Annotated in this window: 14 protein-coding genes; 4 read left to right on the top strand and 10 right to left on the bottom strand. The window is 39.1% G+C overall.

What is annotated here, in order from left to right; all coding sequences use genetic code 11:
• Positions 1-201: 201 nt before the first annotated feature.
• Positions 202-375 (top strand): S26 family signal peptidase, encoded by a 174-nt coding sequence (locus tag LW728_RS03620; protein ID WP_370445071.1) that lies wholly within the window; start codon positions 202-204, stop codon positions 373-375.
• Positions 376-534: 159 nt separating this feature from the next.
• Positions 535-3,615 carry a patatin-like protein gene (locus tag LW728_RS03615; protein ID WP_287765230.1) on the top strand — a complete coding sequence of 1,027 codons (3,081 nt, stop codon included), beginning with the start codon at positions 535-537 and terminating at the stop codon, positions 3,613-3,615.
• Between the two features lie 164 nt (positions 3,616-3,779).
• Here LW728_RS03615 and LW728_RS03610 read toward each other — a convergent pair whose 3' ends face one another.
• The 5 genes from LW728_RS03610 to LW728_RS03590 form a co-directional block, all read right to left on the bottom strand.
• Positions 3,780-5,399, bottom strand: a complete 1,620-nt coding sequence (locus LW728_RS03610) for a S8 family serine peptidase (protein WP_287765228.1) — start codon at positions 5,397-5,399, stop codon at positions 3,780-3,782.
• 43 nt (positions 5,400-5,442) lie between these two features.
• Entirely contained in the window at positions 5,443-6,528 is a 1,086-nt protein-coding gene (cax, locus tag LW728_RS03605) for a calcium/proton exchanger (RefSeq protein ID WP_002800565.1), read from the bottom strand.
• Entirely contained in the window at positions 6,525-6,986 is a 462-nt protein-coding gene (locus LW728_RS03600) for a cupredoxin domain-containing protein (protein WP_287765225.1), read from the bottom strand. Before LW728_RS03600 ends, cax begins: the two co-directional genes overlap by 4 nt.
• A gap of 251 nt (positions 6,987-7,237) precedes the next feature.
• A complete protein-coding gene (locus tag LW728_RS03595) occupies positions 7,238-7,546 on the bottom strand; it encodes a DUF6679 family protein (RefSeq protein WP_002735547.1) in 309 nt (102 codons plus the stop codon).
• 352 nt (positions 7,547-7,898) lie between these two features.
• On the bottom strand, positions 7,899-8,750 hold the full coding sequence (locus tag LW728_RS03590; protein ID WP_287669155.1) for an alpha/beta fold hydrolase: 852 nt from the start codon (positions 8,748-8,750) through the stop codon (positions 7,899-7,901).
• A 231-nt stretch (positions 8,751-8,981) separates the two neighbouring features.
• Between LW728_RS03590 and LW728_RS03585 the strand changes: the two genes are divergently transcribed.
• Together LW728_RS03585 and LW728_RS03580 are read left to right on the top strand one after the other, a co-directional pair.
• Entirely contained in the window at positions 8,982-9,434 is a 453-nt protein-coding gene (locus tag LW728_RS03585; RefSeq protein ID WP_287765223.1) for a hypothetical protein, read from the top strand.
• 368 nt (positions 9,435-9,802) lie between these two features.
• Positions 9,803-10,075 (top strand): lipopolysaccharide assembly protein LapA domain-containing protein, encoded by a 273-nt coding sequence (locus tag LW728_RS03580; protein WP_002804354.1) that lies wholly within the window; start codon positions 9,803-9,805, stop codon positions 10,073-10,075.
• A 223-nt stretch (positions 10,076-10,298) separates the two neighbouring features.
• Here the strand turns inward: LW728_RS03580 and LW728_RS03575 are convergent, their stop codons facing one another.
• From LW728_RS03575 to cmr4, 5 genes are all read right to left on the bottom strand, one after another.
• Entirely contained in the window at positions 10,299-11,774 is a 1,476-nt protein-coding gene (locus tag LW728_RS03575) for a hypothetical protein (RefSeq protein ID WP_287765221.1), read from the bottom strand.
• 4 nt (positions 11,775-11,778) lie between these two features.
• Complete coding sequence (cmr6, locus tag LW728_RS03570; RefSeq protein ID WP_287765219.1) at positions 11,779-13,701, bottom strand: type III-B CRISPR module RAMP protein Cmr6; 1,923 nt, start codon at positions 13,699-13,701, stop codon at positions 11,779-11,781.
• A 63-nt stretch (positions 13,702-13,764) separates the two neighbouring features.
• Entirely contained in the window at positions 13,765-14,154 is a 390-nt protein-coding gene (locus tag LW728_RS03565; RefSeq protein WP_287765217.1) for a hypothetical protein, read from the bottom strand.
• A gap of 20 nt (positions 14,155-14,174) precedes the next feature.
• Positions 14,175-14,738 carry a Uma2 family endonuclease gene (locus tag LW728_RS03560; protein ID WP_287669167.1) on the bottom strand — a complete coding sequence of 188 codons (564 nt, stop codon included), beginning with the start codon at positions 14,736-14,738 and terminating at the stop codon, positions 14,175-14,177.
• Between the two features lie 9 nt (positions 14,739-14,747).
• The gene (gene cmr4, locus LW728_RS03555) at positions 14,748-15,527 is read right to left on the bottom strand and encodes a type III-B CRISPR module RAMP protein Cmr4 (RefSeq protein ID WP_008200464.1); all 780 of its coding nucleotides are present in this window, start codon (positions 15,525-15,527) and stop codon (positions 14,748-14,750) included.
• Positions 15,528-15,758: the final 231 nt, after the last annotated feature.

Below are 15,758 nucleotides of genomic sequence, written 5' to 3'. Positions count from 1 at the left end.
GGTGATTAAAAGGAGAGGCTATGGATTTAGAAACTTTAAAAACTTTAGTCTTAGATGTTTATTAAATTGGCATTTTGCTAGTTGATTTTACATGGTAAGTTCGGAAGAACCTTAAATGATACCAATCAAAGAGTATTATCTTTTAGAAGCACCGCGCTATAATTTGCCGTTAATTCAGGTTCCTTCTGGTGAATATTTTTCATGGGAGATAATCGTAATCATAGCAACGATTTCCATATCTGGGGATTTTTACCAGTCAAGAACCTGATTAGCTGTGCAGTTTTTCGCTTTTTCCCACTGCATCGCTTTAGCTGGTTTTCTGACTTCTGTTTTCCGGCAACCTCAAATACCAGGATAAATGTAAAGATTTATTAAAATATAGTGTAGGATACAACGTTTGTGGCGGGGTGGTGTGTATCCTTTTATATTGGGAAATGTGGTAGAGCGTCCCAACCCTGATCGCAAAAACCGCCACAAACGACTCCCAACTGTATCTGTCCCTTTTAGAACGCCAAATAACTGTGGAGACTTGCTATGACTGCAACACCTGGTCAAAACACACAATCTTCGTCAGCCACTTGCTTGAAAAAACCAGATTTTCGTAGGGAAACTCGCTTAGGATTAGTGCTTTATGGTGGGGTTTCTCTAGCAGTTTATATGAATGGTGTTTGTCGAGAATTTTATAACGCAACAAGGGGTCGGGGGATTTATAAATTAATTAAAGCACTGACAGATTCAGATATTGTTGTTGATATTGTATCGGGAACTTCAGCGGGAGGAATTAATGGAGTTCTCTTGAGCTATGCAGTTGCTAATAGCTACGAAAAAATTGTAGTTGACTTTAAGGAATTTGGAGATATTTGGCGAGAAAGTGGAGATATAAATAAATTACTGCGTCCGATCAAAAAAGAAAATAATCAGACCAATGTCAACTCTCTTTTAAACGGCGAGGGATACTATCAGGAAGAACTTTTTAAAGCTTTTGAAAAAGCTGGAAATAACCAACAATCTGCTCCTGATGGAGAATGGTATTCAGAGTTTAACGAATTAGATTTGTTTATCACTGGCACTGATGTTTTAGGAAGAATCTATAAAACCTTTGACAACACTGGAAAAGTCATCGAAATAAAAGATAATCGTTGCGTTTTTCATCTTAAATATCGAGAAGATCAAGATTTTGGAGATCCTTTTTCTACGACAGATAAAGATACTCAACAAGCCTTAGCTAAACTCTGTCGAATCACCTCTTGTTTTCCCCTGGCTTTTCCCGTAGTACCTGTCGAAATCAAGTCTGATAATAAGGTAGATAACCAACTACAAGAATGGGGAAAGCTTTTGAGAAATCGCATCCTTCCGCAAGAACCTCCAAAAGAGGGATATAAAATCTATTTTGTTGATGGGGGAGTTCTAGATAATCGTCCTTTTAGTTATACCACTGAAGCCATTTATTATCGTACAGCAGATCGTCCTGTCAATCGTCAATTATTTTATCTCGATCCCAATCCGGAAAGCTTTGTTGACAGTACCAAATTTAAAGAAATGGAGCAACCTACTGTTTGGGAAGTCATCACAGGTTCTCTAATCAGTTTACCCAGATATGAAAGTATTAGCAAAGATCTTCAACAAATCAAAGGTATTAACGACAAAATTCGTCGCTATAATTTGTTATTAAAAAGTGTTGATGAAGAAGTATCTGAACAAACAACAGAAGCCAAAAATCGTTATTGGAGGTGTCGTTTAGTCAGTTTAAGAGATAGTGTTCTCTCCGTAATTTTTGACAATCAATATTTTGTTGGAAAAGAACAAGAACAGGAAGAACTATTAGAAAAAAGTGCCAGTTTATTGACCCAATTTATTAATAATTCTGAGGAAATTAAAAAGCGAGAGGAAACTTTAAACTCCCTAGCTCAAGATGTTGAAAATCTAGATATTCAATATGCTATTAGAAAACATAACTTTCTCTTGTCCCAAATTTACTCTCTGATATCTGATGCTATTACTAAAGATACAGATGATATTACCAAATATACAGAGTTGAAAAATTTAGCCAATAAAATCACTTGGCTGCTAGAGTTGCTCAAAGTCATTGATCAGGTTATCAAAGAAGTGATAAAATCCGAACCTGTTCGACAAAAATTTTATCAACTCATCACAGAAGAGGAAGAGGACAATAATCAAGAATCTGTAAATTTGAAGCGCAAAAAAATATATGATTATCTATTAACGTTGTTGCGTCTTATCTTAGATAGTCAAGATTTAGCCGATGTTACCGTAGAAAATCTCAAAGAGCTAGATTTTGACAAAATCAATTTTATCCGGGGACAATTACGGAACAGGGTTAAAGTTATGGCTCTAGATCAAGATTGGGAAGCATTAACTATAACCAAAGGTGAAACAATATTAGAAAAAATAGAACAAGCTTCTGCGAAGTTGTTAACTGAACAATCGGAGAATGTAGAATCAGCAATTGGCAAATTTGAGAAATTTCAGCTAATTGATCAAGTAATATATCCCTATCAATATTTGTCCGATGTCCAAAACAACAGTCTAATTAAACTTGTTCGTATTTCTCCCAATGATGCTGATAAAGGATTTGGCAAAGATAAGGGACTTGAAGAAAAATTAGCTGGAGATCAATTTCGTGCTTTTGGAGGCTTTTTTAAGAAATCTTGGCGTTCTAATGATATACTTTGGGGACGGTTAGATGGACTCAACCGTATTGTTGATGGGTTATTAACTTCAGAATCCTTAAAAGCCTTCTCTGGAGTTGTAAGTCGCCAAATTAAACTAGAACAATTCTCAGGAACTCAGGAAGAGAAAATTCAAGAATACGTCAAGCGACTTGTTGATGAATCTTTTCCCGTTGATGAATCTTTTCCCACAGAAACACAAACAGAAAAAAATGAGCTAATTCAAGACTTAATTAAACTTGCTCAACCTAATACAACCCTTGCAAAAGAAGAATTAGAAGAATTCTTAAATAAGCTTGTCAGTTTAGGACATAGTGCTATTCTTAAGGAAAATTTAGGGAATGTATTCAAAGACGCAATTTCTGAACAATTGGAATGGAATCAACAAAAAATTGACTCAACTCCTGAGCCAAACTACAAATATGTTGGTGGCTATTTTGACAAAGCAGTAACTCCCTTAGCTGCTGCAAAAATTGCTCAACGTTCCCTAAAAGATTTAAAAGGGAAAGAAAAAGAATACTTCCTGGGTGAATATGGAGTTGGTTCAGAAACAATAGTGAAAGATATACCTTCTAATATTCTCAAAAGTTTAGGCACTCGGTCAGCGATAATTTTGAGTGATATCATAGAATCTAGTAAGACTGGTAAGCGACTGCTGAGACTTCAATCTTATCAGCTTCTCAAACAAATTCTGAATATATACTATTTCCTGTCCCAAAGAAGTAGTCCCAGCAGCTATAAAACACAAGCCTCTCCCCTCATCTCTGCTTTGAAATCATTGCTTCTTTTTATTATTGGATTTGGAGTAATAGCCTATCTACTAAATGTATTACCAAGATGGGCTGTGTTGACCATTGCAACCTTAGCATTACTCTGGATAATAAAAAGCTTATTGGGACTATTATTCGGGAAGACCTCTAAATAACCGCTGGCAGCTGTGCCAAGGAAAAATCAAGGTCCTGTAGGAGTTGCCATGGGGGAGAGAATCTGGTTATTAAAAACTGATTATCTATTCCCTCTTTTGCATGAGTGCCTGTTGCATGAGCGCCTCTCCTCACTTACTCACTTACTCACTTACTATCATTTTTATTATTCGGGAACCGTCCACCAAGCGAGAGCAAAAGCTTGTTCTTTTTCATTAACTTGTTGACGATATTGAACCCGAATTTTATAGTTTCCAGAGATGGGGACAGGACAAAAAATATGCTCTAAACTATCGCTATCACTCAGGGAAGCACAGGTGTATTTATTATTATTATCCTCCTGGGCAGGTAAAAGATAAACATCTAAATTATTCAGGCCGCGATCCTGGAAACTTTCATCGAGATCATAGAGATTATTGCGATTAGTATCGATTAGTTCTACCAAACGATCCCAAGCCAAAGTTATCGAAACAAAACTATTAGCTTTTAATGGCTTCTCTAGGGCATAATCTTGATAACTATTAGCGGTAACTGTAGCGTAATCCCAACCAATAGCAGGAATAGATTCTGCGGCGGACCATTGACCATTACTAAACTGTTGGTAGGCGCGAAAAGTGTTAAGATGTCCCGTCCCCATCTGCATATCTAAAGGAATTTTCGGGTCTTTATAAGCATCGGACTCTAACCAAGTTTTTTGGTCTTTAGTTAAGACCGTCCGTCTCATACCTAATCGTAACCCATCGCCCTTATCTTTAATTTTATCGGCAGCATTAAGCATTACTGCTTTCATCACTTGATGATGACGAGAATCGAGACTCCAATGGGGATTTTTTTGATTAATTTGTTGATCGCCGTATTCTTGTAAAAGTGCCACCGATGCCGTAATATGAGGAGCGGCGAAACTGGTGCCACTAACAGTATTTAATTTACCTTTGAGGTCATAAAGCTCTATTTTATTGCCGGGAGCAACTAAATTAATTGACCGTCGCGAACCATCATTAATTTCCCGTTTAATTAAACTGCGACCAATACCCACCGGCAAAGCACTAATATTAGCAAAATCAACTTTAGTGAATTTTCCTTCTCTTGTCGCTGTATAAGCGGTAGTAATGCCGTTAAAATGATCGGTGGGAATGGGAATTCCTCCCTTACCTTGATTACCAGCAATTACATAAAGAACATCCTCAACTCGCGATGACCAATCAACACATTGAGTTAATAAAGCTTGACCATCTAATTTTGGTTCCTGTCGCTGATCTCTTTGCAAAGATTCCCCAAAACTAAAGTTAATTGCTCGCACATCACCGCTATTTTGTCGGGCAATATTTTGACTGGTAAGACATTCTTCCGGTTGTCCGCCGCGTCGCAAAGAACCCACCGCCCCCGAATATAATCTCGCTTTTGGGGCCACTCCGGGGATTTTTTTATCATCACTGACCATCACCGTTGCCACCATAGCGGCGTGATTATCGAGATAGGTGTTGGGTTTGGCAATTTGATCGCGAAAAAAAACACCAGCTAATTTATAGGGAGGCTGCCAAGCTGCCACTTTATCATAACCGAACTGAGCCGGTCGGCCGATTTCCACTTGACCGATGGCAATTTTTCGCCCTAATAAATTATAGGGTTCCGCCCGCAGGCGATCAGCATAAATTCCCTGTTCACCGATGGAATTAGAAAGAACTAGGGAAGGAAGGAGAATTATCGTTACTACTAACCCGACGACAAACCAAAATCCTCTTTTCATCATCAGCAATCCTGCGGCAGTAAGGTGATATCGATCCATTTTAAGACAGAAATCTCAGAAAATACCTAAATCTCTTTTTTGGCTAGGCGGGATGGTAATAAAAAGCCACGGACAAGATTAAATAGGTGGCTAGTAATAGGGTTCCATCTAACCAATTGGAACGACCAGTAAAGCTGATTAAATTAGTGACAACCACCGCTACAATCAAAGCCACCACGTTAAAGGGATTAAAATTTAAATCCATCGGTTGCTGCCAAAATTGACCGATAAAAACTAATAAAGGTGCTACGAATAAAGCCACCAATAAACTATCACCCATAGCCACGGAAACCGTTAAATCCATCTGATTTTTTAGGGCTAATTGAATGACGGTAACTATTCCAGAAACATCGCTAATTAAAGGAATGAAAATTACCCCGATAAAGAGAGGAGTGAGATTAAATCCTTCCATCACCGATTCCACTACATTAACAAATAAATCTGACTCATAGGCTACAGCTACGGTGGAAGTAAGCAGCACAAGTAACCAAATCCAGACTTGAGCTTTTTCTTCCTCACTAACCTGATTGTCAGGGGTATTTTCATTACTTAATCCCACTTCGTAGAGATAGCTATGGGTTTTGAGGGAAAATAATAAAGTTAACCCGTAAACTATTAATAAAACCGTAGCGGTGACTAGGGAAAGACTGAGAATATCGGCAACTTCCACCACCTTAGAAGTATATATTACCAAAGTTGGTAAAGCGATCGCTATTACTGCTAAAGTCATGGAAGAACCATTTACCCGCGCTAAAATCGGTTTAAATTCTTGCTCTTTGTAGCGAATTCCTCCCGTGAGCATTCCCATGCCCATAAATAATAATAAATCACTGAGAATACTGCCGGTAATACTGGCTTGTACGATGTCCACCAAGCCTTTTTTTAGGGCAATTAAGGCAATAACTAAAGTGGTAGTATTGCCAAAGATAGCATTAACTAATCCTCCCAAAGTTGGCCCGGTGACTACGGCAACTCTTTCCACAGCCGTACTTAACCAAATTGACAGGGGAATGATCGATAAAGCTGCAGTGATAAAAATAGCTTGATCTCCCCAATTAAGACGACCAGCGATCACCGATAGAGGAATAAATAATAGGAAAGCAAAGGAGACAATTTTTCTTAAATTCATGGGTTATTAATGGCGATTTCTCCCACCATTCCCGCTTCAGCATGACCTGGAATAGTACAGATTAATTTATACTTACCGGTTTTGAGAGGAACTATCACCCATTCTGCCTGTGCATTAGGTTTTAATTCTAGTTCGTGAATTGCCCCTTTAATCTCCACTTTTCCCGCTTCAACTTTCTGAGTCCAACTAGCATCAGCGAAGTCTTTAGCGGTAAAATAATGTTTAGTGGGACTGGGATTATCGAGGATTAATTTGTATTTTTGTCCAGCAATAAAGTCTAATTGACTAGGAAAGAATTTTAATTCTCCTTGCCCGGAGCCTAGACTAATTTTAACTTCTAGAGGGGCAGAGCCAGCGAAGGCGGGAAAAGTTACTAACCAACAACTAATTAAAACTATTACTACTGCCCCAAATTTTTGATAGATATCCTTGGCAGCGAAGTAGGGATTAGAATTCATTTTGCTCCTCCAGCTTATAATAGAGAAAATCCGGCGGCTTTTAAGTAGCTAGACACAATCAATTACACATATCTAACTACTTCTTGTCTTTTGCCTATCCTAACCAAGAAATTAATTCTTCACGACTACTTAGGATAACTTTACAACAAGTGATGATTCTGACTGGCTCTCTTCCCTTCTATCCCTTAAAAGTCCCTTGGCCATGGTTAAAACCTCGGGACTTCTAGCCACTGTCATTTAAATCGACTAAATTAATCTAAGCTATCGGGAGAATGGGGATAAAGTTGTTCTGCTTCCGGACAATCTTCCGAGACATTAATATCAGGATTCGTCCGCGACACCGATGCCAGTTTTCTGCTCACCGCACCGATACTTTCTAAACGCACCATTTCTTCCCAAGAACTAATCTCGTCTTCTTCTTCTGTTTCGTAGCGAATGGTGACGAGATCGCTTTCTAGATCGATAATACGAGCATTATCAATCCATCTTTGCTGATCGCGCAAGAAAATGCAGACTTCCTGACCATCCATACAGAATTGATAAATCTTGCGGTGTAACATAAATTGCTCCTAAACAACTTCTTTTGTTGGATTTAACTAACGGGAAGTGACAAAATGCCAATCTTAGCAATAGCTCAAAAATTCCCGCGGATAACACAAAAGGGAGAAAAATTCCGCTAGTAGTGGCAAGAATGGGTAAGAAAAGTCAGGTTTCCAGTTTGGGGCTACGTTCTTCAAAGACATCGATTCGATTAATAGACGGCCTCGGCGATCACTAAAAAATCGCCCTTATAGAGTCATTGTTACATAAATTTTCACTTCATAACAGTATCTGTGGATGGAATGGGGTGATGGGGTGATGGGGTGATGGGGTGATGGGGGAATTTCAACTAAAACCTCAACACTTAACCCCCTAACACCGATGCTGATTTAAAATAGCCATCATCTTTTGGGCCACCGCTGCTGTTTGTTCGAGCATGGCAAAATGACCACAACCGGATAACTCAATCACGTTGCCGCCAGTTTCAAACAAAGGATGAAAACTGGCCAGATGGTTAACGTACTTAACTTCCATAATCGTATCCTCTTTCCCCGCCAGAAAATAGACCGGCTGCGGGAGACGGGAGACAATCTGTGGTAAGAGATGAACTTCGCTGATAGTGGTGGTTTCCAAAAGTGACCCTAGGGCCGCTTGGTAATCGGCCCGGACAAAATCAATCACTCGCTGTTTGCCCCATTTTTTACTTAGGGTTTGCTTGACCATCATCCGCGAGAATAAAACATCAATCAAGGGAACACGGGGCAACCAAGGCGGTCTTCTCTCTAAGATCTGTCTTCCGGCTTCCCGAAATCGCTCAAATTCCTCCTTTAGATAGATGCCGCCGCCGGCATTCATACAGATTACCCCTTTAATGCGTTCAGGACAGCTATCCGCGGCCCACAAAGCAACACTACCACCGAGGGAATGACCGACTAACCAAGCAGCATCGAGGTTTAAGCGGTTAAGAAGGGTAATAACGTCTTGGGAGTAGGATTCAAGGTTATAACTGCTAGGAGGACTGTTAGAGGTGATTTTTTGGGAGTCGCCAAAGCCCCGGAGATCATAAACTAGACAGGGATAGTCTGGGGAGAGAATATCTACCAAAGGCTGCCAGTAGTGACGACTCAGCAGCCAACCGTGTATAAAGACTAAAACCGGTTTATCCGCTTGGGGCGAAAATAACTCGTAACTGTGGGATACTCCCGATATGTCGATGGTAGGCATATAATCAATCTCAACCTAAGTTAAACCGTTGATAGGGGTTACTAGGGAAACTTCTAGAGAAAAATCGGTGTATTTAGCCTTGTTTATAGAGCAAAATCAGGGAAGCTTAGGATTTTCCCTGATAGCTGATCAATCAATGCTATAGACAATTTCAAAAGCTTCTACTTTAAGTATAAAACACTGGGGATACCTCCCTAAAATAGGATGAGAACCCTAGACTAGGATTTATCTATGAAATGCGATCGCTTTTTGACTCTTTCCCTCGTGTTAAGTCTGGGATTAGTTTTTCCCCCTTCTTTACCCGCTCAAAATCCCCCCGCTACCACCTTTCACCCGGGTCCTTGGCAACCTGTTGCTAGGGTGAATATGAGTCGTCCCGTGGAGATCAAAATTATCAATCAAACCGATATTGACCTCAATTATGACCTATCGGCCAATATTAATTCCTCTCCCCAATTATTATCTCCAGGTGCGGAGACAACCCTAAGAGGTTTCGTAATTCCAGCATATATTCTGATTAATCGGGCTAATGCCGCCGCGGATCGCTATTCTTCTAGTTTAATCTATGCCGTAGAAGTCAATCAGGATAATTTAGTCACGATTACTGTCACCAAAGTTCCGGGGAGTACCCCCGGTTATACCACCTTTAACATCAATCAACAGGGTGCTATTTATATTTACTAGCTCTAGCTTAGGGCGATCAGACTACAATTATATGATCGCGATCGAGATTTATTCGAGATCGATCGACAATTGTAACGTTTTAGTCAATTAACGGTAATTTCCGCCCCACGGAGGTTAAATTAATAGGGGTATAACTCCCAAATTAAGTAGCTGGTTATAATTAAATTAAAAATGGATTTTAGGTTCGATCCCCCCTGCCCCCCTTGATAAGGGGGGAAGCCGAAGGCGGGGGGATCCCCCTTGATAAGGGGGGTGCCGATCCCCCCTTAGTCCCCCCTTAATAAGGGGGGCATCTGATAATTTTTCAAGCCTACCTACTTAGCCTACAAAAGGTTAAAAAATATCCTACAAACCTGGCGAGGACAAGCATGAATACAATCACTAATTTTTTAGCTAGTGCTATTGTCGGTGGTTGGATTATGACTATGGCAGTTTTTGCTATCCAAAATATCCAACCAGTTTCTTTAAAGTTTCTACAATTTGAGTCAATTAAAGTACCCATCGGCATTTTATTGGCTTTTTCTTTGGGAATAGGATTTTTTATGGCCGCAGTTATTCCGACTTTTTTGAGAAAGTCGAAAAAATCTCCTCGCAGTCGCTTTTCTTCCCCAGAATCGGGGTTAGACGAATTGGATTTTTAAATAGTCTTTTGACTGGCTAATTTATCGGCTCTCTTAGGGTTTGGTGGCTAAAATGTGTTCTAAGATACAGTCTTGCCAGCGAGGGACTGGAACGAACCACAAAGACACAAAGGACACGAAGATCGATCGGTCTTATATAAGTTAAACTGATCACACAAAGAATAAGAGAGCCATTTATCGGCAGCACCCCAAGTGATTGTAGGGGCTAATTGCATTTTGTACTTTAAACAACATTATAATTTTTGATAGCTGTTCTGACTCTCTCATGAATAGAAGCAAATAAACTTCCTTGCCATAAATAATTAAATTTATTTTCTGTGATTAGATTGAGACAATTTAAAATTCGCTTTTCCCAGTCTTTTTGATTGTAAGTATCTTTTCCCCAAGCTTGATATAATTCTCCCTCACTAATGCCACCTAATTTATGAGATAATCGATTTCTATGATTACGCAATTCTTCAGAACCCCAAGCTTTTAAATTCTTAAAGTTTGCCTGGGGAGAAGTGAGAGCAATATACTTCTCTATTAATCTCTGTTGAGTGCGACTATCTAGCTTAATTTCAGAGACAGGATTGCCATTATTAACAAAAAGTTCTTTAAGAGCAGGATATTTATTCAACACAGATGATTGTAAAGATGAATAAGTATATTCAGAATTAACCATATAGTCTTTAAATTCATGTTTTAAACACTCATAAATTAAGCCTTCTACCGCTCGGAAACTATGAAGCATAGCCTCGGTTGTATTTTTTTGTTTTAGTCTAACTACTGCGGTATAAGCTTGTTCATAGGCCATCCACCAATATTGTTGATGCTGCTCTTTTTGTTGATTATTGAAACTAAAAGAAGCGGATTGAAAAAAATCTTCAAATTGTCCTTGATTCCAGCTTACTCCAGATTTAATTAGAGCATAAGTTTCTTTCCATTTTTGTTTATTTTGTTCATAGTAAGGTTTAACTAAGTTATGAAGACCAGCATAATCATAGCGTTCTAATAATTGTAGGGCTTGTTGTCGAGTGCGATCCCAAAGATAGTTAGTCCCTAAAAAAGGCCCGGTGTAATCTGAAGAAATTCCCTTTTGATTGTTAGAAGGGGTGGGAATAAATTCATAGAATTTAATATCGTTTCCATAAAAACTCAATCCCGAAATTCTCGACGCTTCTGAAGCTTGCCCCACCCCACCTTTTAAGCACAATAAAATGGGTTGATCAGGTTGAGGTTCTATATTTTCTTTCCATACTTGTTGCCACCAACGGAACATTTCCTCGAAGTTAGAAGGGTTTTCATCATTTCTACCTATATAGAGAATATTTACTACCAAATCAGAATTTAATTTATTTAGCCAATACTTAATTAATTCTCCTGAGTAAAGAGTATCTTTTTCTCTTTCTTTTACTGTTTCATTTTGATCAGTTACTACTAAATAAACTTTTTCGAGATCATTGATTTTATCTTCCAAAAGCTTACCCAAAATGACTGGTTTTACTTGATCGCCATAATATTCAATGTTTTCCCAAAGGTATTGGGATATTTCTCGAAAAGATGATTTTTCGGTCAGAGCTAAATCAGACACTACTTCTATCTGTTCTCCGAGAATATCACCTTTCATACGATCATCGCCAATATTATACCAGTCACCAGTGGTGACTTGAAACATTAAATCTCTGGTTCCGATCGTTGCAACTAAAATTGATTTCATGAGATTATAAAGGGAATATTTGAGCAAAATTTTGAGGACTTGTATTACTTCTTAATTGTTTGATAAACTCTTGACGGGGATTCAGATTAGCGCCGAATACAGTAACTATCTGGTAATTTCCTAAATCAGCAATCCACACGGGAGAAGGTTTAGCTCCACCACTGACTTTACCACAGAGATTACCATCATATTCTCTTTGACCATTTTTACCGGTAATTTTCAAAGTATCACTGTGAAGAATGGCTAAAGCATGGGGTTTACCTCTTTGTTCATTTCCTGCACAGACAAAAATTTGACAGTTACTATCGGCCGCATCAATCCATTGATTTTGTGAAACTTGATCTACTGTTCTGAGATTATTAGTATTGATATTGGTTTCACTAATTTTATCCAAAATACCATAAAAATCTTGCAATCTTTGCTGAAATTGTTGTTTAAACCCCTGCACATCCTTGGCAATTGCCCAAAAATCTTCTTCACTGTCAATATACAATGTCGAACCACGAAACCAGGGGGCGTATTCACGAGTTTTGCGAGAATAATTAGGTCGTCTTGCACCTTGACCAATACCACCCATATCAGCTAAAAACCAAAGCAAATTTTTAGCTAATTTTTTAACATCTTCTTGTTTATCTTTTGGGGTTTCAGAAGATAAAGATAAGACTAAAGTTCCCCGTTGTTCACCACAAGGATCATTTTTACCCTGAGCATTGGTTCGAGGTTCTTTTTGGGTAACTTTACCCTCAAGAATATTCACTTGTAGATAACCGTATTTTTTAGGATTAATACCTCCAAATAATTCAGCTTCAATCTTTTGAACTTCGTTAATAGGTAAAACTCCAGAGGCCAAAACACGAAACCAGTATCGCAGCATCGATTTAAAGGCTGTCGGACGAACTTCTGCAACGGGTGCGCTCCGCATTTGCCATTCATTGCGTCGCTCATTCCATTGCCATTGGGTGAATCGTTGATAACCATGAATTAATTGACCTTCTAGCTCGAAATCCAAGCGATAAAATTCCGATTCTAATCTTTGGTTTTTTCCAGATAAGATCAATTGTCCATAACCAGTATTGACTTGTGAACCTATGCCAAGCTGTAAACCTTTTTTCAGCCATTGTTTTACCTTTTCAAGTATCTTTTCATCCTCACAGTTACTAGCTAGACGTAAACCAATTAAAAAAGTTGGTTCTTTGAGAGATAAAAAAGGATTAGGGTTAGGAGAATATTCCATAGAATCATCTTTCCATGACCAAATATTATTAGCCATGTCCATTTCTAACCCCCCGTTTTTAGAAGGTAAAGGATAGGCATCAAAAAAGACAACTTTACCCGTTTTATTTTTTTCCTCTTTGGCGTTTATATCGCCAAAATAGGGGGCGATTTCTTTTTCCGCTTCTTTCCATTCCAGATTATTTGTCGCCATGATTTCTCGGATGGCTTGGTTTCTGGCAACACCGCGCAATGTACTAGATGGAATATAGGGCATTCCGAGGGCATCAAAGGCAGGTAAAAGAATACTTTCCGGTCCGCGATGACCACCGACACGAATACGCCAAGTGGATTTGACTTGAAAAGCGATTCCGTCTTTCGCTAACAGTTGAGTACGTTGATTGAGTTGCTCAAGACGCTGAGTGTAGTTAGCATTTTCTTGGGCTGTTTGCAGAATTTGGGTTTTAGTCGCATCTTTGTGTGGATAGTCGGCAGCACGCATCCAACGGAGATATTCGACAAAACTGGCTGATTGGTCGGGTTGAGGTTCGTTTTCGGCGTTTAACCAGGGTGAGGGTTGAGGAGGATTGTTATTGCCGCCGCCGCCACTAGGAGGCTTTTTGGGGGGTTGGTGGTTATTTTGCTGCTGTATAGCCGGATTTTTTAGGGTGGGTTTTTGAGGGGGATTAGGACGTTGTAAGGGGCTATGGGACATAATAATTATAATTTCCTTTCTAGTTCAATGAATTATAAAAACTGTGGTGACAATTTACCTGAGTTAGTCCCCACTTTCCACATCGGGATAGATGGCATTAGCCCAGAAGCTAAATTCTTGGGCGATTTCCAAGCCTAAACCCGTTAATCCTAGATAATCATCGGTAGATAAATCCTTAAGAGTAGTTAAACCTTGAGAATTAGAAATATTATTTCTTTGAGATAACTTTTCTAGGCATTGAAAATACTTTTTAACGACCTCTTTTTTTCCTTCTTGATTGAGGGCAGTTTCTTCGGCTTTTAGGCGCATCATTCCCCAAGTAGAAAGATAGATATAAAGTTCAAGAGCTTGTTTTTTTTGTTCTTTGCGGCGACTATCATCACCAGTATTTAAATATAATTCTTGTAAAGCATTGAACACGGGATTGCTAATCGTTCTAGGGTCGAATGTCACGGTTATTTTGGCTCCAAAAGTTAAAAAATATTCCCTGACCAAAGGGCATCAAGAGAAATGATAATATCGGGAAATGCGGCGGCAGATAAAGTTCCTGTAGTAAATTTTTCTTGATATTGATAATCAGAATTTATCGGTTGACGGAAAACATAAATCTCTCGATTTTTGATGGCAACTACCCAATATTCTGCAATACCAGCTTGGGCATAGATGTGTTTTTTTTCGGTTAAGTCTTTACTGAGAGTTGAGTCGGAAATTTCGATTAACCAAAAAATTTCATCAGCATAGGGATGATGATCTCGATAGCGAGAACGAGGGGGAAAAACTACAGCGATATCGGGTTCAGGTTCTGAGTTTTCTAAGGTAATGGGTCCAACTTCTCTTACCCATGCTTTATCCTTGAGACGTTGACGGAGAAAGTGGGCTAATCCTTCTCCACTGTCTTTATGTAAAGGGCCTTCTGGACTCATTTCGAGAATATCTCCATTCAGTAATTCTACACGCCGATCGATTAAAATTCCCGCCGCAATCATGCGATGATAATCGACCACTGACCATTTAGCTAAGGCAAGATTATCAGTCATAAATTACCTCTACAATTGTTGCACAAAACCGCGTCCTAAACTTTCCTGCCCACCGATTTGAATAATGTCATTGTTTGCTAATAACCGTTTAAAATCAGCTTGGGATTTTTGTTTGGTTTGATTAGCTTGAGAGGTGACACCCCAAGGAAAATACATTAAGGTGTCGGGGGGAATAGCTTCTTCATAACGAAGTCCACCATCGACGGATTTATGCTCATCTAATTTAATTTTAACTTGTCGCCATAAACTCATTTGAATGAGAGTCGTGCAATGCTGATCAGGCAATACTAAGACTTGATTAATGCCACTGCTGACAGAGTTTTGGGGAATAAAACTTGACCAAGTTGACCAGTCTTTTAGATCATTATCCTTGAGAATGGCATCCTTGAGATAGACGTTCCTGTTAGCTCTTTTAAAACTACAGCTATATTCGGGGGGAATTGTCAGACGAGGATTAGTTAATCTTGTCCAACGACGGAGAAGTAAAGGCGAAGTGATCCAGACGACACCGTGACTTAGAGAAGAGATGGGCAACCAGAGAATCGAACCATCTCCTATCCAGATGTCTCCCTGTTCCAAGTTTTCTGCACCTTTATCGATTTCATTACCGAATAACTTAAATTTTAGGGTTTCTTCGGTAGCTAAAGAACGGATTTTCCCGCGAATCGTACTGGAGGGAATATATGGTAAAGTGGTATGGGATTCACGAGCAATACCCACTAGATTGCCTTCTTGAGTCATGCCTCCGGTGTGTAGGGGAGAAAGTAGATAGAAGTGAATTAAGTTCATGATTAATTAACCTGAGTTCAGGATAAGTAAAAGGACGGGTAGTAAGCTGAAAGTAACCTAAAATTCCGATAACCTGTCCTAATATTTAGTTTAGATGCTTTATTTGATCCTGTAGATGATTTCTGTCACCAGTTTGAAGGGCATTGGCCTCAGAAGTTATGGCATCATGGAGTAATCAAACGAGTAAGGGCAAAAAGTCGGCTCGCTTATTCTTTGTTTGATCAGTTTAAC

It is taken from the genome of Microcystis sp. 49638_E5 (assembly GCF_021300285.1).
In the GTDB taxonomy this organism is placed as follows: domain Bacteria; phylum Cyanobacteriota; class Cyanobacteriia; order Cyanobacteriales; family Microcystaceae; genus Microcystis; species Microcystis aeruginosa_C.
This window is presented reverse-complemented; position numbering and strand designations above follow the sequence as displayed.